This is a genomic window from Polaromonas sp. JS666 (assembly GCF_000013865.1).
Lineage (GTDB): Bacteria > Pseudomonadota > Gammaproteobacteria > Burkholderiales > Burkholderiaceae_C > Polaromonas.
In genome coordinates, this window is the sequence record NC_007948.1 from 2,354,636 (window position 1) to 2,373,696 (window position 19,061).

Annotated in this window: 16 protein-coding genes, 1 other RNA gene and 2 pseudogenes; 16 read left to right on the forward strand and 3 right to left on the reverse strand. The window is 62.9% G+C overall.

Annotated elements, in window-relative coordinates; all coding sequences use genetic code 11:
* The first annotated feature begins 17 nt into the window (after window positions 1-17).
* From BPRO_RS11260 to BPRO_RS11270, 3 genes are all read left to right on the forward strand, one after another.
* Window positions 18-3,305, forward strand: coding sequence for a UvrD-helicase domain-containing protein (locus tag BPRO_RS11260; RefSeq protein ID WP_011483188.1), 3,288 nt, complete (start codon window positions 18-20; stop codon window positions 3,303-3,305).
* Between the two features lie 265 nt (window positions 3,306-3,570).
* Window positions 3,571-4,977, forward strand: coding sequence for a TIGR03862 family flavoprotein (locus BPRO_RS11265; protein ID WP_011483189.1), 1,407 nt, complete (start codon window positions 3,571-3,573; stop codon window positions 4,975-4,977).
* 91 nt (window positions 4,978-5,068) lie between these two features.
* Window positions 5,069-5,350, forward strand: a complete 282-nt coding sequence (locus BPRO_RS11270; protein ID WP_011483190.1) for a hypothetical protein — start codon at window positions 5,069-5,071, stop codon at window positions 5,348-5,350.
* Window positions 5,351-5,387: 37 nt separating this feature from the next.
* On the opposite strand, the gene ffs is transcribed toward BPRO_RS11270, so the two are convergent.
* Window positions 5,388-5,484: signal recognition particle sRNA small type (gene ffs, locus BPRO_RS28155), an RNA gene on the reverse strand.
* A gap of 239 nt (window positions 5,485-5,723) precedes the next feature.
* On the opposite strand from ffs, the gene dnaX reads away from it, so the two are divergent.
* The 10 genes and pseudogenes from dnaX to BPRO_RS28570 all read left to right on the forward strand — a co-directional run bounded on the left by dnaX (window position 5,724) and on the right by BPRO_RS28570 (window position 13,936).
* Window positions 5,724-7,556 (forward strand): DNA polymerase III subunit gamma/tau, encoded by a 1,833-nt coding sequence (dnaX, locus tag BPRO_RS11275; RefSeq protein WP_011483191.1) that lies wholly within the window; start codon window positions 5,724-5,726, stop codon window positions 7,554-7,556.
* A 40-nt stretch (window positions 7,557-7,596) separates the two neighbouring features.
* Entirely contained in the window at window positions 7,597-7,929 is a 333-nt protein-coding gene (locus BPRO_RS11280) for a YbaB/EbfC family nucleoid-associated protein (protein ID WP_011483192.1), read from the forward strand.
* Between the two features lie 88 nt (window positions 7,930-8,017).
* On the forward strand, window positions 8,018-8,644 hold the full coding sequence (gene recR / locus BPRO_RS11285) for a recombination mediator RecR (RefSeq protein WP_011483193.1): 627 nt from the start codon (window positions 8,018-8,020) through the stop codon (window positions 8,642-8,644).
* A gap of 136 nt (window positions 8,645-8,780) precedes the next feature.
* A complete protein-coding gene (locus BPRO_RS11290) occupies window positions 8,781-9,194 on the forward strand; it encodes an MAPEG family protein (RefSeq protein WP_041389638.1) in 414 nt (137 codons plus the stop codon).
* Between the two features lie 164 nt (window positions 9,195-9,358).
* Complete coding sequence (locus tag BPRO_RS11295) at window positions 9,359-10,408, forward strand: ABC transporter substrate-binding protein (RefSeq protein WP_011483195.1); 1,050 nt, start codon at window positions 9,359-9,361, stop codon at window positions 10,406-10,408.
* A 64-nt stretch (window positions 10,409-10,472) separates the two neighbouring features.
* Entirely contained in the window at window positions 10,473-11,300 is an 828-nt protein-coding gene (locus BPRO_RS11300) for an ABC transporter ATP-binding protein (RefSeq protein ID WP_011483196.1), read from the forward strand.
* 8 nt (window positions 11,301-11,308) lie between these two features.
* Window positions 11,309-12,148, forward strand: coding sequence for an ABC transporter permease (locus BPRO_RS11305; RefSeq protein WP_011483197.1), 840 nt, complete (start codon window positions 11,309-11,311; stop codon window positions 12,146-12,148).
* 53 nt (window positions 12,149-12,201) lie between these two features.
* A pseudogene (locus tag BPRO_RS30450) lies at window positions 12,202-12,576 on the forward strand (Ldh family oxidoreductase).
* A 216-nt stretch (window positions 12,577-12,792) separates the two neighbouring features.
* The gene (locus tag BPRO_RS11315; protein WP_081430573.1) at window positions 12,793-13,605 is read left to right on the forward strand and encodes a Bug family tripartite tricarboxylate transporter substrate binding protein; all 813 of its coding nucleotides are present in this window, start codon (window positions 12,793-12,795) and stop codon (window positions 13,603-13,605) included.
* A 178-nt stretch (window positions 13,606-13,783) separates the two neighbouring features.
* Window positions 13,784-13,936, forward strand: a complete 153-nt coding sequence (locus tag BPRO_RS28570; protein WP_011483199.1) for a DUF3096 domain-containing protein — start codon at window positions 13,784-13,786, stop codon at window positions 13,934-13,936.
* Between the two features lie 140 nt (window positions 13,937-14,076).
* Here the strand turns inward: BPRO_RS28570 and BPRO_RS11320 are convergent, their stop codons facing one another.
* A complete protein-coding gene (locus tag BPRO_RS11320; RefSeq protein WP_049764110.1) occupies window positions 14,077-15,621 on the reverse strand; it encodes a transglycosylase SLT domain-containing protein in 1,545 nt (514 codons plus the stop codon).
* Window positions 15,622-15,767: 146 nt separating this feature from the next.
* Window positions 15,768-16,025 (reverse strand): annotated as a pseudogene (locus tag BPRO_RS11325) (MBL fold metallo-hydrolase); the annotation flags it as partial.
* A gap of 12 nt (window positions 16,026-16,037) precedes the next feature.
* Between BPRO_RS11325 and BPRO_RS11330 the strand changes: the two are divergent.
* The 3 genes from BPRO_RS11330 to BPRO_RS11340 all read left to right on the forward strand — a co-directional run bounded on the left by BPRO_RS11330 (window position 16,038) and on the right by BPRO_RS11340 (window position 19,040).
* The gene (locus BPRO_RS11330; protein ID WP_011483201.1) at window positions 16,038-16,874 is read left to right on the forward strand and encodes a class I SAM-dependent methyltransferase; all 837 of its coding nucleotides are present in this window, start codon (window positions 16,038-16,040) and stop codon (window positions 16,872-16,874) included.
* Between the two features lie 55 nt (window positions 16,875-16,929).
* Window positions 16,930-17,409: a ribonuclease HI gene (gene rnhA, locus BPRO_RS11335; RefSeq protein ID WP_011483202.1), complete on the forward strand. Its 480-nt coding sequence runs from the start codon at window positions 16,930-16,932 to the stop codon at window positions 17,407-17,409.
* A gap of 227 nt (window positions 17,410-17,636) precedes the next feature.
* Window positions 17,637-19,040 (forward strand): efflux RND transporter periplasmic adaptor subunit, encoded by a 1,404-nt coding sequence (locus tag BPRO_RS11340; protein WP_011483203.1) that lies wholly within the window; start codon window positions 17,637-17,639, stop codon window positions 19,038-19,040.
* Window positions 19,041-19,061 lie beyond the last annotated feature (21 nt).

The following is a 19,061-nucleotide window of genomic DNA, read 5'->3' on the forward strand; positions in this document are numbered from 1 at the left end:
GTCAGGAGGTTAGTGCGATGAAGGTCGTCCACTATGCCGCCTACGAGTGCAACGGCGAACCGATTTCCGCTGACGCGTTCTACGCCATCGCTTGCAACCCACGCCGCAGCGTCGCGGTCGAGGCCTGTGCCGGTGCCGGCAAAACCTGGATGCTGGTGTCGCGCATCGTGCGCGCCCTGCTGGATGGTGCAGGAGGCGGCCCTGATGCCCAGGTTCGCCCCCACGAAATCCTGGCCATTACCTTCACCAAAAAGGCCGCCGGCGAAATGCGTGAACGACTCGACGACTGGCTCAAGGCCTTTGTCCACGCCGACGACGCCACGCTGCAGCGCGAGCTTGAAATGCGCGGCGTCAGGTTCGGAGATTCAAGCGAAAAAGGCCTGAAAGCCGCGCTTGAAATGCGTAAGCAGCTCTCAAATTTATACCGTTCCATCCTGGCCAGTGGCCGGTCGGTGCAGATACGCACCTTCCACAGCTGGTTCGCCGCCCTGCTGCGCAGCGCGCCGGTGGCTGTGCTGCAAAGGCTGGGGTTGCCGGTCAATTATGAGCTGCTGGAGGATGATGCCCCCGCCCGGGCGCTGGTGTGGCGGCGCTTTTACGCCACGGTGGCGGCCAGTGATTCGCTCAAGGCGGATTTTGAGGCTGTCGTGCTGGCACATGGCCGCTTCCAGGCCGACAAGGCCCTGCAGACCGCACTCGACAAGCGCACCGAATTCACGCTGGCCGATGAGCTGGGCGTGGTCGATGCCTCGGTGCTGCCCTTTGGCGTGCAGTACCCCGACTTTGACGGGCTGGCTGCGCCTGGGGAATGGCTGGCCCATCCGGCCCGCCGCCAGACTTTGCTGGAAGCGGCGAAGGCGTTGGGCCGCGCCAGTGCGCCCACCTTCTCGGCCAAAGGCGTGGAGCTGGAGCAGGCCCTGACGGCGGGTGACATGTCCGCCGTTTTCAGTGCGCTGTTGACCGACAAAGGAAGTCCGCGCAAGTTTGGCGAGAAGATCGCCGGCATCGACATCGTGCGGCAGGCGCAGGACCTGGCGCTGCGCGCGGTGGCGGCCTGCCAGCAGCACGAGGCCTGGACCCACCAGCAGCGTATGGCCCGCCTCACCCGCGCGCTGATCGCGCAGTTCACCGGCCTCAAGCGCGAGCGCGGCTGGGTTGACATGAATGACGTCGAGCGCGCGGCGCTCGTCATGCTGGGCGACCCGGTGCTGTCGGGCTGGGTGCAGGAGCGGCTGGATGCCCGCATCAAGCATTTGATGATCGACGAGTTCCAGGACACCAACCCGCTGCAGTGGCAGTCGCTGTACGCCTGGCTGATCGGCTATTCCGGCGCCGGATCGGCGCCCAGCGTGTTTCTGGTGGGCGACCCCAAGCAAAGCATTTACCGCTTCCGGCGCGCCGAACCCCAGGTGTTCCGCGCCGCGCAGGCCTTTGTTGTGGAGGGCCTCGGCGGTGACCTGTTGAGCTGCGACCACACCCGCCGCAATGCCGAAGCGGTGATCGACACGGTGAACGCCGCCATGGCCACGGCCCGGGCCGCCGATGGTTATGAGGGCTTTCGCGAGCACACCACGGCGTCTGGCCGAATTGGCGCAGCGGGGCGGCTGCCGCCCATACCGCGGCAAAAAGACACGGATGAAGCGGCTCTGGCCGGTCCGGAATCGGGCTGGCGAGACAGCCTTACGACGCCGCGCGAGTTGCCTGAGGAAACCCTGCGCACGCGCGAAGCACTGCAGGCCGCTGCATGGATTTCCGGGCAACTGGCCAGCGGCCTCAAGCCGTCAGACATCATGGTGTTGTCGCGCAAGCGGGCCGGCCTGCTGCCCCTGCAGGACGAATTGCGGGCCTTGCATATTCCTGCCCAGGTGGGTGAAAAAACCGACCTGATCGATTGCTGCGAGGTGCTGGACGTCGTGGCGCTGCTGGACGCGCTGGTGTCGCCGCAGCACGATCTGTCGCTGGCCCGTGCCCTGCGCTCGCCGCTGTTTGGTGTGGCCGACGCCGGCCTGGTGCAGCTGGCCTTGTTGCAGCGTGAACTGCGGATGCCGTGGTATCAGGTGCTGCAAAAAACAGAGCTGCTTGCGCCTGAACTGCAAGGGCCGGGCGCCGTTTTGACCCGATGGAAAGGCTGGCTGGACCAGCTGCCGCCGCATGATGCGCTGCAAAGCATTTACGACGACGGCGATGTGCTGGCGCGCTTTGTGGCCGCTGCGCCGGCCGCCCAGCGCGGCACCGTGCTGGCCAATCTGCGCGCATTGCTGGGTGTTGCGCTGGACCGCGACGGTGGGCGCTATGCCACGCCCTATGCCTTTGTGCGTGCGCTGAAGGCGGGCGGCACGCTGGCGCCTGCGGCCGTCAGCAACGACGCCGTCCGGCTGCTGACCATTCACGGCGCCAAGGGCCTGGAAGCCGAAGCGGTGCTGCTGCTGGACACAGACACGCTGGAGCGCAATGCCGACAGCATGGGCGTGCTGGTCGACTGGCCCGGCGAAGCTGTCGCGCCGCATAAGTTTGTATTTCTGGTCAGCGAGAGCCGGCCACCCGCCTGCGCCGAAAAAGTGCTGGCCGACGAACTGCTGGCGCGCAAGCGTGAGGAGCTCAATGCCTTGTACGTCGCGCTGACCCGCGCGCGCCATACGCTGGTGATCTCGTCGATTGAACCGCACCGCGAGACCAGCGAGAGCTGGTGGCAGCGGCTGTACGGACTGGTTGGCGAGTTACCGGCACCGGTGGTTGAATCGATTGGCCCAGCCGCCGCTTCCGCAGCAAAGAGCCAGATTTTCTACCTGCCTGAACTGCCCGTCTTGCCGGACACAGCGATCCACAAGGTGTTGCCAGACACGCCTGAGGACGAGGACAGTACCGTCGCCCGAGTCGGCAAGGCCATGCACCGACTGCTGGAGTGGGGCGGCCCGTTTTCCGCCCAGCAGTTGGCGGCGGTGGCGCGCGAGTTTCGCCTCAGCCCGGCGCAGGCCGCGCGCGCCGGCGGGCTGGCGGAGCGCATCCTGACGGGTGAGGGTGCCTGGGCCTGGAATCCCAATGCGGTGGCCTGGCAGGGCAACGAAATTGATCTGGTGTACCAGGGCCAGCCCTTGCGGCTGGACAGACTGGTGCAGCGCAAGGACGCCGGCCATGAGGGCCACTGGTGGGTGCTGGACTACAAATCGGCTGGCGCGCCGCAGTCGCAACCGGCGCTGCTGGCGCAGATGCAGACCTACCGCGCGGCGGTGCAACAGATTTACCCGGCGGCCACGGTGAAGGCCGCTTTCCTGACGGGATCGGGAGCGGTGGTGGAGCTTTCCTGACCGGGCCGGCGCATTGCGCAGGTGGTGCGCGGCCAGCCTGCAATAATTGGGGTACCGTGTTGGCCGGCTGCGCGCCTGCCAGACCTGAATGGCCGGCTTTTTTACGCTGCTGATTTGTGGAAGACGCCAGCCGTCAAAAACAGCGCAACATGACATGCGTGCAGCACCCAAAAACCTCTGATACCGTGACTGCAGGTTTTGAGCCCACTTCTTGCAACGTACCCCAAACGTACCCCAACGTAGCCATTAGGCAGACGGAATTTCCTTGAACGACTCGACTCTTCCTGTTAAATCGCTGCAGTCCACGCAGCACTCCCCATTGCGGGTTGCCGTCATCGGGGGCGGCCCGGCGGGCCTGATGGCTGCGGAAGTGCTGGCCGGCGCCGGCGCTGCCGTGTCGGTCACGGTCTACGATGCCATGCCCTCGGTCGGCCGCAAGTTTTTGCTGGCTGGCAAGGGTGGCCTCAACCTCACGCATTCAGAAGAGCCGCCGGTTTTCCTGGGCCGCTACGGCGAGCGCAGCGGCGAGCTGCAGCCTTTGCTGGCGGCCTTTGGCCCGACCCAACTGCGGGTCTGGGCCGGGGCATTGGGTGTGGAAACCTTTGTCGGCAGTTCGGGCCGGGTGTTCCCCAAGGACATGAAGGCCGCGCCGCTGCTGCGCGCATGGCTGCATCGCCTGCGTGGCGCGGGCGTGCAATTTTCCATGCGGCATCGCTGGCTGGGCTGGACCGACGACAGCGAGCCCAAGGGGGCTTTGAAATTCTCAACACCCTCCAGTGAAATGCAGGTACAGGCCGACGCCGTGGTGCTGGCGCTGGGTGGCGCCAGCTGGGCGCGTCTGGGATCGGATGGCGCATGGGTGCCGATATTGGCGGAGCGCGGCATCGCGATCGCGCCCCTGAAGCCGTCCAATTGTGGTTTCGATGTCTTTGCCCCGCTGGCTGCCCTGGCGGCGCCGGGCATGCTGGGGTCGGGCGAGAGCCGCCGTGAGTTCCTGAAAGAACTGATTGGTCAGGCACCCCCACCCCGCGTGGGCTGGACTGAGCATTTCACCAGCCGCTTCGCCGGTCAACCCTTCAAGTCGGTTGCCATCCACTTCACGGATTCACGCGGCCGCACTTTTCACCGGAAGGGGGAGTTCGTGGCGACCGCAACGGGCGTCGAGGGCAGTCTCATCTATGCCGTCTCAAGCCTGCTGCGCGATGAGATTGCCATGCATGCCAGTGCCACCTTCACGCTCGATCTGCTGCCGGACAAGTCGCCCGAGCAGGTCCTGGTTGAGGTGCGGCACCCGCGCGGCTCACGCTCGCTTTCCAGCCATCTGAAAAGCCGCCTGAACCTTGATGGCATCAAGGCCGCCATTCTTTATGAATTGCTGGGCAAGGACGCCATCAACGACCCCATCCAGCTTGCCCACGCCATCAAGGCCTTGCCGGTGACGCTGCTGGCTCCCCGGCCGATCGATGAGGCCATCAGCAGCGCTGGTGGCGTGCCCTTCGAGGCGATGGATGCGCACATGCAACTTCGAGCATCAAAAGGTACAGCCCAGCCCGTGTTTTGTGCCGGCGAAATGCTTGATTGGGAGGCGCCCACGGGTGGCTACCTGCTCACCGCCTGTTTTGCCAGCGGGCATGCTGCCGGCCAAGGTGTCATCAATTATTTTGGCCTTTAGTTCAAGCGGGACGGGTGGAAGAAGTGATTGATTTGGCAGAAAAATTTGACTGAAAATATTTTCAGCCGGCATTTGTAAAAAAGGGAAAACCATGATCGTGCGTTTCAACATCGATCCGATTCAGCAGGACCAGTACGAATACCGCGTGACCTACGAAGGTGAGGATTTGTACGGCGACTCCGGCCTGGACAGCATGGAGGCCTGCATAGTCGCTGCCACCGAAGGCCTGGGACAGGATGCGATTGCGGCGGAAGTGGCTTACAAGGGCATCATCAGCGGCACCTATGCATTGGCGTCGCTGGCGCTGGTGTCTGCGCAGATTGCGGAGCATGCGCTGCAGACGACGGAGGCGATTGAAGAGGCCGGCAAGTAGCTGTGGCGCGCTCTCCTGCTATGGCCTGTTTGAATAAGGTGACGAGCCTTGACCCCGGCACTGACTCCACAGTTAGGGCTGCTTGGTTCCCCACCTGACCCGGTTGGCCGCTTTGTCATGCGGGAAGGCCCGTCACCGGTGATTGTAAAGGAGAAGGGACTCACCTTGCTGCGTGTTGTAGGCTGCGGTACCCATAAAACTGTCTTTCACCTCCCGTTTACGCAAAGACCCGAGGCGGCCCGCAAAAATGGCCTCAGGTGTCGTCCTGAATTAAAAAACTATCTGCCAAGCCATCGGGGCAAGGGCTGATGCCTGATGCGCGCCGCCTCGGCAGTGTCTACCGCCTCGTTCCGCGTCAAATTAGAATGGGTGAATGTCCTATCTAGTTCTTGCCCGCAAATACCGTCCCCGAAATTTCTCTGAAATGGTGGGTCAGTCGCATGTGGTGCAGGCACTTGGCAATGCGCTGAGCACGCGGCGCTTGCACCATGCCTATCTCTTCACCGGCACGCGGGGCGTCGGCAAGACCACCGTGTCGCGCATTCTCGCCAAGTCGCTCAATTGCACGGGTGTCGATGGGCAGGGCGACATTACCGCCGAGCCCTGCGGCGTTTGCCAGGCATGCATCGACATCGACAGTGGCCGCTTCGTCGACTACACCGAGCTCGATGCAGCATCCAACCGCGGGGTGGATGAAATTGCGCAGTTGCTGGAGCAGGCGGTTTACAAGCCGGTGGTGGGCCGCTTCAAGGTCTTCATGATCGACGAGGTTCACATGCTGACGAACACGGCGTTCAACGCCATGCTCAAGACGCTGGAGGAACCGCCCGAGTACCTCAAATTTGTGCTCGCCACGACCGATCCGCAGAAGGTCCCCGCCACCGTGCTGTCGCGCTGCCTACAGTTCAACCTGCGCCCCATGGCGCCTGAGACGGTGCTGGAACACCTGGCCCAGGTGCTGGGCACCGAAAATGTGCCGGCCGAACCACAGGCCTTGCGTCTGCTGGCACGTGCGGCCCGAGGCTCCATGCGCGATGCGCTGTCGCTGACCGACCAGGCCATTGCCTTTGGTTCGGGCCAGTTGCTGGAGGCCAGCGTGCGCACCATGCTGGGCAGCGTGGACCGCAGTTATGTGTTTCGCCTGCTGGATGCGCTGGCGCGCGGCGACGGCAAAACCGTGGTGGAAACCTCCGAAGCCTTGCGACTCAATGGCCTGAGCGCCGCTTCCACGCTCGAAGAGATGACGGCCGTGCTGCAGCGCATGGCGGTGCTGCAGGCTGTGCCGGACAGGGGGGGCGTTGATGATGCCGACCCCGAAATCGCCGAGACGGCCCGGCTGGCCCAGACCTTGCCGGCCGACGAAACCCAGTTGCTCTACAGCCTGTGCCTGCATGGCCGCGGCGAGCTGGGTCTGGCGCCCGACGAATATGCGGGCCTCACCATGGTGCTATTGCGCTTGCTGGCGTTCAAGCCTTCGTCCGCCATGGTGCCAGCCGTGCAGGCCAGGTCGCCGGCCTCCTCGCTGGGGAGCGCCGCCGAGCCCGCAAAAAAGCCGCAGCCTGAGTCGGCCATTGCCGGCGCGCGTGCGGTTCCTGAACCGGCGGCGACGGCATCGGTAGCCCAGCCGGTGCCTGTCGCTGTGCCGGAACGCTCCTCAAGCCAGAACCAGGGGAGAAAAGATGCTCCAGCCCATGTAAATGCTGAGTCTGTTGCTATTAATTCAGAAGCACCGGTTGGGCTGCCTGGCGTGCCGGCGCCCGCACCGCGGATCTTACCGACCGCGCCCGCACCCCTGGCGACCACGCCGCTGGGCGATGCATGGAGCCAGACCGTTAATCAGCTGGTGGTGGCCGAATTGGTTGCCGCGCTGACGCGTGAGCTGGCGCTGCAGTCAGAGCTGCGCAGTCAGGATGAGGGCATGTGGACCCTGCGCGTGGAGCGGGAGTCATTGAACCAGGCCGCCGCCCGCGAGAAATTGCAGGCTGCGTTGCAACAGGCGCTCGGCGACACGGCCATCAGGCTGACCGTGGAAATAGGCCCCGTGAGTGATACCCCGGCACGCCGCAATGCTGCCGCGCTGGCGGAGCGTCAGCGGGCCGCCGAAGAGATGATTCAGAACGACCCGTTTGTGCAGGACATGATTCGGGATTGGGGTGCCAGGATTGTTCCGGGCAGCATCAGGCCCCTTGCCCCCAAGCCGATATGATAGCCACCCGTTGTAAAGCCGGAATTTAAAGGAAAGAACCATGTTCAACAAAGGACAACTCGCAGGCCTCATGAAACAGGCGCAGGCGATGCAGGACAACCTCAAAAAAGCGCAGGAAGAACTGGCTTTTGTCGAAGTGACGGCGGACGCCGGCGCCGGCCTTGTCAAGGTCACGATGACCTGCAAGCACGACGTCAAGCGCATTGAGATCGACCCCAGCCTGCTGGCCGATGACAAGGATATGCTCGAAGACCTGGTGGCGGCCGCTTTCAACGCGGCCGTACGCAAGGCCGAGGAAGTCAGTCAGGAAAAAATGGGCAAGTTGACAGCCGGCATGCCGGGACTGCCCGGGGGCATGAAGTTTCCATTCTGATCGCCACCGTTCTGGCTGAGGCTGCCATTGCAGGCATGTAGCCGGGTATTCCTGCAAACCCAACACCCACGGCGGACGCGCATTTTCAATGGCTGACTCCAATGCCCTCGAAGGCCTGACCCAGGCGTTGCGCAAGCTGCCGGGGGTGGGGGTCAAGTCGGCTGCGCGCATGGCTTTTCATCTGCTGCAGCACGACAAGCCCGGCGCCCTGCAGATCGCGCGGGCCCTGGAGCATGCGGTGAACAGCGTCAGGCATTGCACCCTGTGCAACACACTGACCGAGCAGGAGGTTTGCGCCACCTGCGCCAATCCGCAACGCGACCGAAGCAAGCTGTGTGTGGTGGAAACCCCCGCGGACCAGGCAGCACTGGAGCGTACGCTGGCCTACAGGGGTCTTTACTTCGTGCTCATGGGCAAGCTCAGCCCGCTGGACGGCATTGGCCCCAACGACATCGGCCTGCAAAAACTGTTTGACCGGGTCGTACCCCGGGACGAGCATGGCGAGCCGCTGCCGCCGGCCTCGCGTGAGGTGCAGGAGGTCATCCTGGCCACCAACTTCACCGCCGAGGGGGAGGCCACGGCGCACGTGATTGCCCAGGCGCTGAAAAGCCGCGGCGTGCAGGTAACGCGCCTGGCCCGAGGCGTTCCCGTAGGCAGTGAACTGGAATACGTGGATTTGGGCACGATTGCCCACGCGCTGGTGGACCGCCGATGACGGCGGCGATACTTGCAGCTTAAAGCGCGGGCAGGCAAGCCGCTATCATTTTCATAGCCTGCGGGATGCATTGAATAAAAGCTGGGCGAAAGCCGGGAAAAAGCTGAGCCAAAAAAAACTGGACGAGGGATTCATCATGACGTTTGCACGTTTCACCATTGCCTACTGGTGTGTTCTGATCGCGGCCCTGTTGCCATTGGCCTGCGCCGGACTCGCGAAGTACGGCATGATGACGACGCCCAGACGCCAGGGTGGCTATGACAACAACAACCCGCGCGGCTGGCTGGCCCGGCAGACTGATTGGCGCGGCAGGGCCAACGCAGCACAAGCCAACACCTTTGAGGCTCTGCCCTTCTTCTTTGCGGCGGTCATCATTGCGCACCTGTTGCAGGCCGGGCAGACAAGCCTGGATATTCTGGCCCTGCTGTTCATCGTGCTGCGTATCGCCTACATCATGATGTACATCGCCGATTTGGCCCAGGCCCGCTCTGCGATCTGGGCCCTGGCGATGCTGGTCAATATTGGAATTCTTTTTTCCGGCTATCGATGAAACCAGGCGCGTCCGGCGCGCCGGACCTGTTCTGCCGGGCCATGGGCTGGTAACCACTGGTAACCGTGAGTCGCCGTTCGGTAAAAACCCGCACGGGATCACCCCGATGCGGGTTTTGTAACGTCCCGATATCCTTCTTTCTATATAAAAAGAGAGGATTTCGAATGACACGCCCCCCCTTGATTTCGCGCCGGATCTTTGCCGGTGGTGCCGCGCTGGCCGCGGCGACGTTGTCATGGCCGGCCCTGCGTGCGCAATCCAGGCTTGAAAAAACAAAAATCGCCCTTGCCGTGGGCGGCAAGGCTGCTTTTTATTACCTGCCCCTGACAATTTCCGAGCAGCTTGGCTACTTCAAGGCCGAAGGCCTGGATATCGAGATCAGCGATTTTGCGGGTGGCGCGCGTGCGCTCCAGGCTGTAGTGGGGGGTTCGGCCGATGTCTGCTCGGGTGCCTTCGAGCACACCATCAACCTGCAATCCAAGAACCAGATGTTCCGGGCTTTCGTGCTGCAGGGCAGGGCGCCGCAAATTGCGTTTGGCGTCTCCACCAAGAATATGCCAAATTACAGATCAATTGCCGACCTGAAGGGCAAGAAGATCGGTGTGTCGGCGCCCGGCTCATCCACCAACATGATGGCCAACCTGGTGCTGTCGCGCGGGGGCCTCAAGGCCGCCGACGTGAGTTTCATCGGCGTGGGAACCGCTGCAGGGGCGCTCACAGCGTTTCGCTCCGGCCAGATTGATGCCATGAGCAACACCGACCCGGTCATGACCATGCTGGAGCAAAAAGGCGAGGTCAGGATCATTTCCGATACCCGCACGCTCAAAGGGACGCTTGACGTGTTCGGAGGCCCGATGCCGGCAGCATGCCTTTACGCGCCGGTGGAATTCATCCAGAAAAATCCGAATACCTGCCAGGCGCTGGCCAATGCCATCGTCCACGGCCTGAAGTGGTTGCAGACCGCCGGCCCGGGCGACATCATCAAGACGGTGCCTGAAAGCTACCTGCTGGGTGACCGCGCGCTGTACCTCGCTTCATTCAACAAGGTGCGCGAGTCGATTTCGCTCGATGGCATCATTCCTGAGGACGGTGCACGCACGGCCCTGAAGGCCCTGGCCAGTTTTGACCCCAACATCAAAGCCGACAGGATCGACCTGACCAAAACCTACACCAATGAGTTCGCACGCCGGGCGAAAGACCGGTTCAAGGCTTGAGCAACACCCTGCAGATGCACCGCCGGCTACCTGCTGGACGGATAGCCCCGGGTAGGCTCACGCCATGGCAGACTTAGCCCACGTCTGTGCGCTGGAACTTCGCGACATCACCTGCACCTTCGTGTCGCAGGATGATGCCGGCCAGCGCTATACGGCTGTGAGTGACACCACGCTGCGCATCAAAGCGGGCGAGTTTGTCTCGGTAGTCGGTCCAACGGGCTGCGGCAAGTCCACGCTGCTCAATATTGGCGCGGGCCTGCTGCAACCTTCATCGGGTGAGGTGAGGGTGTTTGGCCAGCCGCTGCAAGGCATCAACACGCGCGCAGGCTATATGTTCCAGACGGAGGCCCTGATGCCCTGGCGCAGCGCCATCGGCAATGTCATGATGGGCCTGCAATACCGTGGTGTACCCGACAACGAGGCTCGCACGCGGGCGCAGGCCTGGCTGGAACGGGTTGGGCTGGGGGAATTCGGTGACCGCTATCCGCATCAGCTTTCAGGCGGCATGCGCAAACGTACGGCGCTGGCGCAGGTGCTGGCGCTGGACCCCGACATCATCCTGATGGATGAGCCCTTCAGTGCACTCGACATCCAGACGCGGCAGCTCATGGAGAACGAGGTGCTCGATTTATGGGCGGCCAAAAAGAAAGCCGTCCTCTTCATCACGCACGACCTGGACGAAGCCATTGCCATGAGCGACCGCGTGATGGTGCTCTCTGCCGGCCCAGGGACGCACCCCATCGGCGAATTTGTCATTGACCTGCCACGCCCCCGCGATGTGGCCGAGGTCCGTAGCCAACCGCGTTTTGTTGAACTGCACACCCAGATATGGAATGTGCTGCGCGACGAAGTGCTCAAAGGCTATGCGCAGCAGCTGAAGAAAGCCGCCTGAGCCCTTGTATGTGGCGCCATATCAAGCCCTCCGGAAAAAATCTGCGCATCTGGCAAGCGGGCTTGCTGGTATTCATGCTGGCGGGCTGGCACCTGGCCTCGCGTGACCAGCAAATCGCGTTTTTTCTCGGAGAACCCATCAAGGTCGCCGGCCGCGTCTGGAGCTGGTTCATGCCTTTCGGTTTTGGCGGCAGCCGCCTGTTTCCCGACGGTCTGCCTGGCAATGCCGATATTTATCTCCACCTTGGCACCACCTTGCTGGAGACCGTGCTGGCGTTCGGCATTGGCACCGTGCTCGGTTTGGTCTGCGGCCTCTGGCTGGCCCTGGCCCCCACGGCAAGCGCCATCCTCGATCCGTATATCAAGGCTGCCAATTCCATGCCCCGGGTGATTTTGGCGCCCATTTTTGCGCTGTGGTTTGGCCTCGGCATCTGGAGCAAAGTCGCGCTGGCGGTCACGCTGGTATTTTTCATCGTATTTTTCAATGTCTATCAGGGCGTGAAGGAAGTCAGCCCGGTGGTCCTGGCCAATGCCCGCATGCTGGGCGCCAACCACCGCCAGCTGCTGCGTACCGTTTACCTTCCCAGTGCCACGAGCTGGGTGTTTTCCAGCCTGCACACATCGGTGGGCCTGGCGTTTGTGGGTGCGGTGGTGGGCGAGTATCTTGGCTCGGCGCGGGGCGTGGGTTATCTCATCTTGCAGGCCGAAGGCACGTTTGATGTGAACACCGTGTTTGCCGGCATTGCGGTGCTCACCGCTTTCGCGCTGGTGCTCGATGGCATTGTGGGCAAGCTCGAAAAGCGGCTCATGAAGTGGCAGCCGCGTTCGGGCGAGACTGAAAAACTGTAGATATGGAATTCATTTGAACAAGCTCTCACCCCGCATTGCCGATGGCCCACGACATGATTGGCCTGTACTTCGCGGTCGGCAACGCCAACCACCTGCCGCCCTGGGGCGGACTGGACATGCTGCTGCCGACCAACCCGATTGCAGTGGCCGTACCTGCGGGTGAGGAGCCGCCCGCGGTGCTGGACATGGCTACCACGGTGGCCGTCTACGGCAAGGTCAAGGTCAAGAAGGCCAAGGCCCAGCGCGGCGCGGCGAAATGATGCCCCCCCGGCTGGATGATTGACCGGCTGGGCCAGCCCCTGCTGGACCCCAAGCGCGCCGACGAGGGCTTCCTTATGCCTATCGGCGGTTACAAGGGCTATGGCCTGTCGTTGATCTTGGGTTGCTGGCCGGCACGCTCAACAGAGCGGCTATGGGCTCCGAGGTGATTGATTTCAATCACGACGACACCACGACCACCAATACCGGCCAGGCCGTCATGGCCATTGACCTGAGCGCCTTTGGCGAGGTGGCCGGCTTCAAGGTGCGCGTCGACCCGACCAACTGGTGCGCGAGCTGCGCGGCAGCGAACGCATGCCCGGGGTGGACCGCATCTGGCTGCCGGGCGAACAAAGCCACGAGCGGCGCGCATTGTGGCGCAGAAGATGGGACAGAACATGGGGCAGGCGATCGTGATCGAGAGCCAGCCCGGCGCGGCCGGCCTGATCGGTGCGGGTAGTGTGGCCAAGGCCGCGCCCGATGGCTACACCCTGGGCGGGTTCAACGACAGCATCATGACCCTGCTGCCCAACCTTCAGGCCAAAATGCCGTGGGACATTTTGCGGGATTTCGAAGCAGTGTCGCTGGTGGCTACCGTCGAGTGGGGGCTGGTGGTGGGCGCTGACGCGCCGCAGCGCAGCGCAGCGGAACTGCTGGCGAGTGCCCGCAAGGCGCCTGGCCAGATCAACTACGGTTCGGGTGGCAACGGCAGCCCTCAGCACATTGCCATGGCCCTGTTCGCCTCGCAGGCTGGCGTGTCCATGACCCATGTGCCCTACAAGGGGGCCACCCAGGCGGCCATGGGCGTGGCCGGCAATGAAGTGCATGCAGCGTTCCAGGGCATCGCTACCGTCAACTCGCTGGTGCGCGCCGGCAAGGTGCGGCTGATTGGCGTGACCACGCCGCGCCGCATGCCGCAGTTTGCAGATGTACCCACGGTGTCCGAGTCCGGTCTGCCCGGTTTCGAGTTCAACTCCTGGTTTGCGTTGATGGCACCCGCTGGTACGCCCAAAGCCATTGTGCAGACGCTGCACAGCGAGATCAGCAAGGCCCTGGCTGACCCGGAGGTGCGCGAAAAATTGATCGGCCAGGGCCTCACACCGCGCGGCACCTCGCCGGATGAGCTGGCCAGAGACATGCGCACCCAGCTGGCTCGCTATGGCGCGCTGATCAAGCAGGCCGGTAGCACGGCAGAGTGAATCCGGTTCCGGCCGGCGTCCTGGTAAGCCCGGGTGCCTGCCAGGTTTGTGAAGCTCATCCTGCCGTCCTACAGCGGTGACCCGTGTGCTTCAGTACAGTCTAGGGTGTGCCCTCTGGCAATGAGCTTCGTAAGGACGGAGACTGCCACGAGTTGGCCGTAAAACCACAGGAGACACCATGAACGCCTCAATCAGCATCGGCCCGATCGTCTCCCTGACAGCCGGCATTCTGATCCTGCTCATTCCACGCCTTTTGAACTATATCGTGGCGGTGTACCTCATCGTCATCGGGCTCATTGGCCTGTTTGGGGTGGGGACTCTCAGGCTTTAAACCCCGCTGAGTCCAGCGCGCGGAAAACAGGCTTTATAGATGCGCCGCGTCACAGGGACGATGCGTCGGTGAGGGCTGCAGCGGTCAATCTTCAGGCCACCAGCGCTTGAGCCAGGATGGCGGCTGTTTTCCGGGCTCGGTCAGCGTCTTCGCGACTTGACAATGGTCTTGCTGGTGCTGCGCTTGACGGCTTTGACATTGCTGCGCCCGGAGGAAGCACGGCTCTTGACCGGCAAGAACACAACCACCTGTTGCCCCAGCTTGAAGGCGGCAGAAGCACTGACGCCATTCCATTCAGCCACGCTGGCCGCGCTCAATTTGTAGCGCCTGGCGATGGTGGCGACTGATTCACCTTTGCGTGCCTTGACGGTGGTACGCCGCGTGACCATTTCAGGCGCCAATGAAACCTGAGCGCTGTCGGCCAGGTGGCCTGTCACGTCATTTTCCATTTTTGCCGATCGCGGCACCAGCAGGGTGGAGCCTGCCTTGATCAACATGCGCGGTGGTATGTTGTTCACGCTGCGCAGATCGGTCTCGCTCATTCCGGTGCGTCGCGCTGCCTCGGCCGGACTCATGGTTGTCGGGGCTGTCCATGCGGTCCAGCTGGCATATTGGCCCTGGGTGTAGGCGTCAAAATTGCGTTGAAAGACGATGGCATTGTCCCAGGGCAGCAAGATGTGGGGCGTGCCAGCCGCGATGATGACCGGGCGATGGGCCGAGGGATTGAGCGCCTTGAAGTCTTCAAGCTTGACATCGGCCAGCCGTGCGGCCAGGGTCACATCGATGTCGCGCGTGATCATCACCTGCTGGAAATAGGGGTGGTTTTCGATCAGCGGCAGTTCCGTGCCGAACCCCTGCGGGTTCGCCACGATGTTTTTCACGGCCTGCAGCTTGGGCACGTAAAGCCGGGTCTCCGCCGGCATGTTGAGGTCGAGGTAACTGGTGCCCAGGCCGGCCCTCTGGTTTTTGGCGATCGCGCGGCCCACGCTGCCTTCACCCCAGTTGTAGGCGGCCAGCGCCAGGTGCCAGTCACCAAACATGCCGTAGAGCTTTTGCAGGTAATCCAGCGCCGCCCGGGTCGAGGCCAGAACATCGCGGCGGTCATCGCGAAAAGCGTTTTGCTTCAGGTCAAAGTACTTGCCCGTGGCGGGCATGAACTGCCACATCCCGGCGGCCTTGGCGCTGGAAACGGCCTGGGGGTTAAAGGCGCTCTCAATGAAGGGCAACAGGGCCAGTTCGGTAGGCATCTGGCGGCGCTCCAGCTCTTCAACAATATGAAAGAGATACTTGCTGGAGCGCTCGGTCATGCGCTGGATGTAGTCGGGCCGGCTGGCATACCACTGCTCACGGTCAGTCACCAGTTCGTTTTGCAGGTTGGGCATGGCAAAGCCGCGGCGAATCCGGTCCCACAACTCCCTGGGCGGCTCGGTGGACGCAATCTGGTGCGAGCCGGCTTGGCCCGGCGTGATGGCCTGCAGTGGACCGTTGGGGATCAGCGGCTTGAGGTCGGGCTCCTGCGCCGGCGCAGGCGCTTGCCCCGTCATGAGCACCGGATCACCCGGCATGCCCGGTGGGCTGGCGCAACCGGCCAGCACTGCGACCACGAGCAAGAACGCAAGCGAAACGAGGCGGGAGTGCAGGATGAAAGATCGGGGAGCAGCCGTAGTGCGTGGGGAGGGCATCATTTGAATTGGTTTTTCTAGTGCCTGATGGCAAACAGCGTGGTGTCGTCATGGGCCGGCGCGTCGAAGTGGCGGGCAGTTGCCATGATAGTGGCTTGCCGGGTGTGCAGAAACGGGTTTGCGTGCAGTTCCCGGCCGATGGACGCGGGCCTGGGTAAATGCTCGGGAAGGTACTCAGCGGCAGAACCAAGGACCCTGGCGCCGGTGTCGTCTCGCAGAGCGTCCACGCCTCCGGTATGGTCCGCAGGGTGGTGCGTGACTAGAATCGACTCTAATTGCAATGCGTGCTGCTCCGGTGCGCGAAGCACCGGCCCGGCATCACCTGGATCCACGACCAGGGCGCGCTTGCCGTCATGCAACAACCGCAGGTAGTTGTCGGTAAACGCGGGAATGGGAATCAAATACATGCAGTGGTTTCGATGAACTCGGAAATTATAGGATTGACCGACTGGCTGACGACTCCGCCTGGCGGATACCTGTTGCGCTGGGAACGGGCACATTTTGACCAGACGGTCAGTGATATTTTTGGCTTCCATGCCTTGCAGCTGGGCCTGCCCGAACTCGATGCCCTGCAAGCCAATCGCATGCCGCACAAGTGGCTGGCGCAAGAATCCCCCCTGATCGCAACCCCTTCGCCACCTCTGGCTGACAGAGCCTCTTCTGCGACCCCCGCGGCCACGGGAAGTTCCCCGCGCGCTGCCCTGATCACTGATTCTGCGGCACTGCCGTTTCCGGAAAGCAGCCTTGACCTGGTGGTCCTGCCGCATACGCTGGAGCTCAGCGGTGACCCCCACGCTACGCTGCGTGAAGTGGAGCGGGTCCTGGTGCCGGAAGGCCGCGTGGTCATCAGCGGGTTCAACCCGACCAGCCTTTGGGGTTTTCGCCAGTCGCGCGGCCATTTTTACCAGCGCCTGGGTTATCAGGACCTGTTCCTGCCAAAAACCGGTGAATTCATTGGCTACTGGCGTTTGCGCGACTGGCTCCGACTGCTTAATTTTGAGGTAGAGTCGGGGCGTTTTGGCTGCTACCGACCGGCGCTGACCAGCCAGAAATGGCTGGACCGCTTCGACTGGATGGATGCGGCCGGCGAGCGCTGGTGGCCCATCTTTGGGGCGGTTTACTTCCTGGTCGCGGTCAAGCGCGTGCGGGGTGTCCGCTTGCTGGAACCCGCCTGGAAGACCCGCAAAAACCCGGCTGCGGCGCCCACCGCCGTGGCCAACAAGCAGCGGGCAACGCGCTCCGGGCCGCAGGCCTGACTTTTTCAACCCCCGGGGCCAGACCTTCGCGTCTCCCCGGAATTCACGACAACCCATGACCGACACACAAGCAGGCACAACAACACAGACACAGGTGGTGATTTACACCGATGGCGCATGCAAGGGTAATCCCGGGCCCGGTGGCTGGGGGGTATTGCTGGCGATGGGCGATACCGAAAAAGAGCTGTTTGGCGGTGAACCCGTCACCACCAACAACCGCATGGAAATGACCGCTGTGATCGAGGCGCTGGCCGCACTCAAACGGCCCTGCCGTGTCACGCTGTACCTGGACAGCGAGTACGTCCGCAAGGGCATCACCGAGTGGATCCACGGCTGGAAGGCCAGGGGCTGGCGTACCGCCGCCAAGGCACCCGTCAAAAACGTGGATCTGTGGCAACGGCTGGATGCACTGGTGACTTCCAGCGGCCACAAAATCGATTGGCGATGGGTCAAGGGCCACAATGGCGACCCCGGCAACGAGCGCGCCGATGCGCTGGCCAACCAGGGTGTCGAGCGCGCGCTGGGCCGTCGCTGACTTCCTTGAACTGCCACGGATCATCCTGGGCATGAGAGGAAAAAGGAAGAATTCGCACCATAAGTAAGCGTACATAGCATTGTCGCAAGCGCGGTGCTGCGACGGTTTGGTAAAGCCGTTGTAAAGCTGTCCACAACTTCGTGGTCAAGGACCTGGATAGGCTGCGCCCGGCGCCGCGTCCTGCTACATTGAAAGCTTGTTTCTTTTCATAACAAGTTACTTCTTTCATGGCATCCAAAGCAATTTACACGGCGGTCGCGGTTGTGGGCATTGCGGTTGCCTCGGGCGCTGCATGGTGGTACCAGAAGCCCAAATCCAATGAGGGCCGCGCAGGGGGATCGTCCGCGGCATCACCTGCGGCTTCGCCGGTTCAGGGGGCTGCCAGCGCAAATGCAGGCGGCAAGCCGCCGAGCGTGGAGGTCGCCAGTGTGGAACTCACCCGCCTCGTGGACGATACCCAGGCCGTGGGGACTCTGCGTTCGCGCCGGGGGGTGGTGCTGCGTCCGGAGGTCAGCGGGCGTATTACCCAGCTCAATTTCGTTGATGGGCAGCGCGTGCACAAGGGCCAGGTGCTGGTGCAGTTTGATGACCAGCTGCCGCTGGCGCAAGTCCAGCAAAGCCTGGCTGAGCTGTCGATTGCCCGGGCCAACCAGAAGCGTAACCAGGAACTGGTGGCACAAAACTTTATCAGCCAGCGCTCTCTCGATGAAAGTGCCGCCAACCTGCAGGTCGCTGAGGCCAAGCTGGCGCTGGCCAGGGCCACTGCGGCACGCCTGAAAATCGTGGCACCGTTTGACGGCATCGTCGGTATCCGGCAGGTCAACGTCGGCGACTACCTGAAGGACGGTGCGGACATCGTAAATATTGAAGACATTGAAGCCATCTATGTTGACTTCAGGCTGCCGGAGCGTTTTCAGAGCAAGATCAAGCGCGGCCAGACGGCGCTGCTGGACATCGATGCCTTGCCAGGTCGACCCTACACGGCACAGATTCAGGCCATTGATCCACTGATCGACGCCAATGGCCGCTCAGTGGGGGTTCGGGGATGCATTGACAATCGCCAATTGCAGTTGCGACCGGGCATGTTTGCGCGCGTCAACACGGTCTTTGGCGTGCGCGATAACGCCAGGGTGATTCCGGAAGAGGCCATTGTGCCGCTGGGCGGCAGACAGTTCGTCATCAAGCTGCTGGGTAAACCGAACGATCCGACCAGGACGACCCAGCGCGTTGAAGTCAAGGTAGGTTTGCGCAGCCCTGGCAAGGTGGAAATCCTCGAAGGGCTGGAGCCCGGAGACACTGTCGTGACGACGGGCCAGCAGCGCGTGCAGCGTGACGGTACTGCCGTCGCTGTGGTGGATATGGCGAACACCCGATCGGCCCGCCCGGCGGCAGAGCGGCCCGCCACAGGCGCAGCATCCGCAGCCGCTGCAGCTCCGGCTGCAGCCAGCGCGGCATCATCGGCCGCTCCTCGTCCAGGCCGTGCAGTGGCCAATGCCCCGGCGGCGCTGTCGGGCCCCAACCCCTGTGGCGTGCTGGTCTCCGAGGCCGCCCCGGCGGCGCCTGCACCCATCCGCAACGCTGCAACACCCGAGCGTCGACCTGCCAGCCCGGCGGGCCGCGACCCGGCCTGAGCGTGAACCCCGGTGATTGAC

Coding starts and splice junctions, on each gene's coding strand:
- BPRO_RS11260 (WP_011483188.1), top strand. CDS start 18: ATGAAGGTCGTCCACTATGCCGCCTACGAGTGCAACGGCGAACCGATT.
- BPRO_RS11270 (WP_011483190.1), top strand. CDS start 5,069: ATGATCGTGCGTTTCAACATCGATCCGATTCAGCAGGACCAGTACGAA.
- dnaX (WP_011483191.1), top strand. CDS start 5,724: ATGTCCTATCTAGTTCTTGCCCGCAAATACCGTCCCCGAAATTTCTCT.
- BPRO_RS11280 (WP_011483192.1), top strand. CDS start 7,597: ATGTTCAACAAAGGACAACTCGCAGGCCTCATGAAACAGGCGCAGGCG.
- recR (WP_011483193.1), top strand. CDS start 8,018: ATGGCTGACTCCAATGCCCTCGAAGGCCTGACCCAGGCGTTGCGCAAG.
- BPRO_RS11290 (WP_041389638.1), top strand. CDS start 8,781: ATGACGTTTGCACGTTTCACCATTGCCTACTGGTGTGTTCTGATCGCG.
- BPRO_RS11295 (WP_011483195.1), top strand. CDS start 9,359: ATGACACGCCCCCCCTTGATTTCGCGCCGGATCTTTGCCGGTGGTGCC.
- BPRO_RS11300 (WP_011483196.1), top strand. CDS start 10,473: ATGGCAGACTTAGCCCACGTCTGTGCGCTGGAACTTCGCGACATCACC.
- BPRO_RS11305 (WP_011483197.1), top strand. CDS start 11,309: ATGTGGCGCCATATCAAGCCCTCCGGAAAAAATCTGCGCATCTGGCAA.
- BPRO_RS11315 (WP_081430573.1), top strand. CDS start 12,793: ATGGGACAGAACATGGGGCAGGCGATCGTGATCGAGAGCCAGCCCGGC.
- BPRO_RS28570 (WP_011483199.1), top strand. CDS start 13,784: ATGAACGCCTCAATCAGCATCGGCCCGATCGTCTCCCTGACAGCCGGC.
- BPRO_RS11320 (WP_049764110.1), bottom strand. CDS start 15,621: ATGATGCCCTCCCCACGCACTACGGCTGCTCCCCGATCTTTCATCCTG.
- BPRO_RS11330 (WP_011483201.1), top strand. CDS start 16,038: ATGAACTCGGAAATTATAGGATTGACCGACTGGCTGACGACTCCGCCT.
- rnhA (WP_011483202.1), top strand. CDS start 16,930: ATGACCGACACACAAGCAGGCACAACAACACAGACACAGGTGGTGATT.
- BPRO_RS11340 (WP_011483203.1), top strand. CDS start 17,637: ATGGCATCCAAAGCAATTTACACGGCGGTCGCGGTTGTGGGCATTGCG.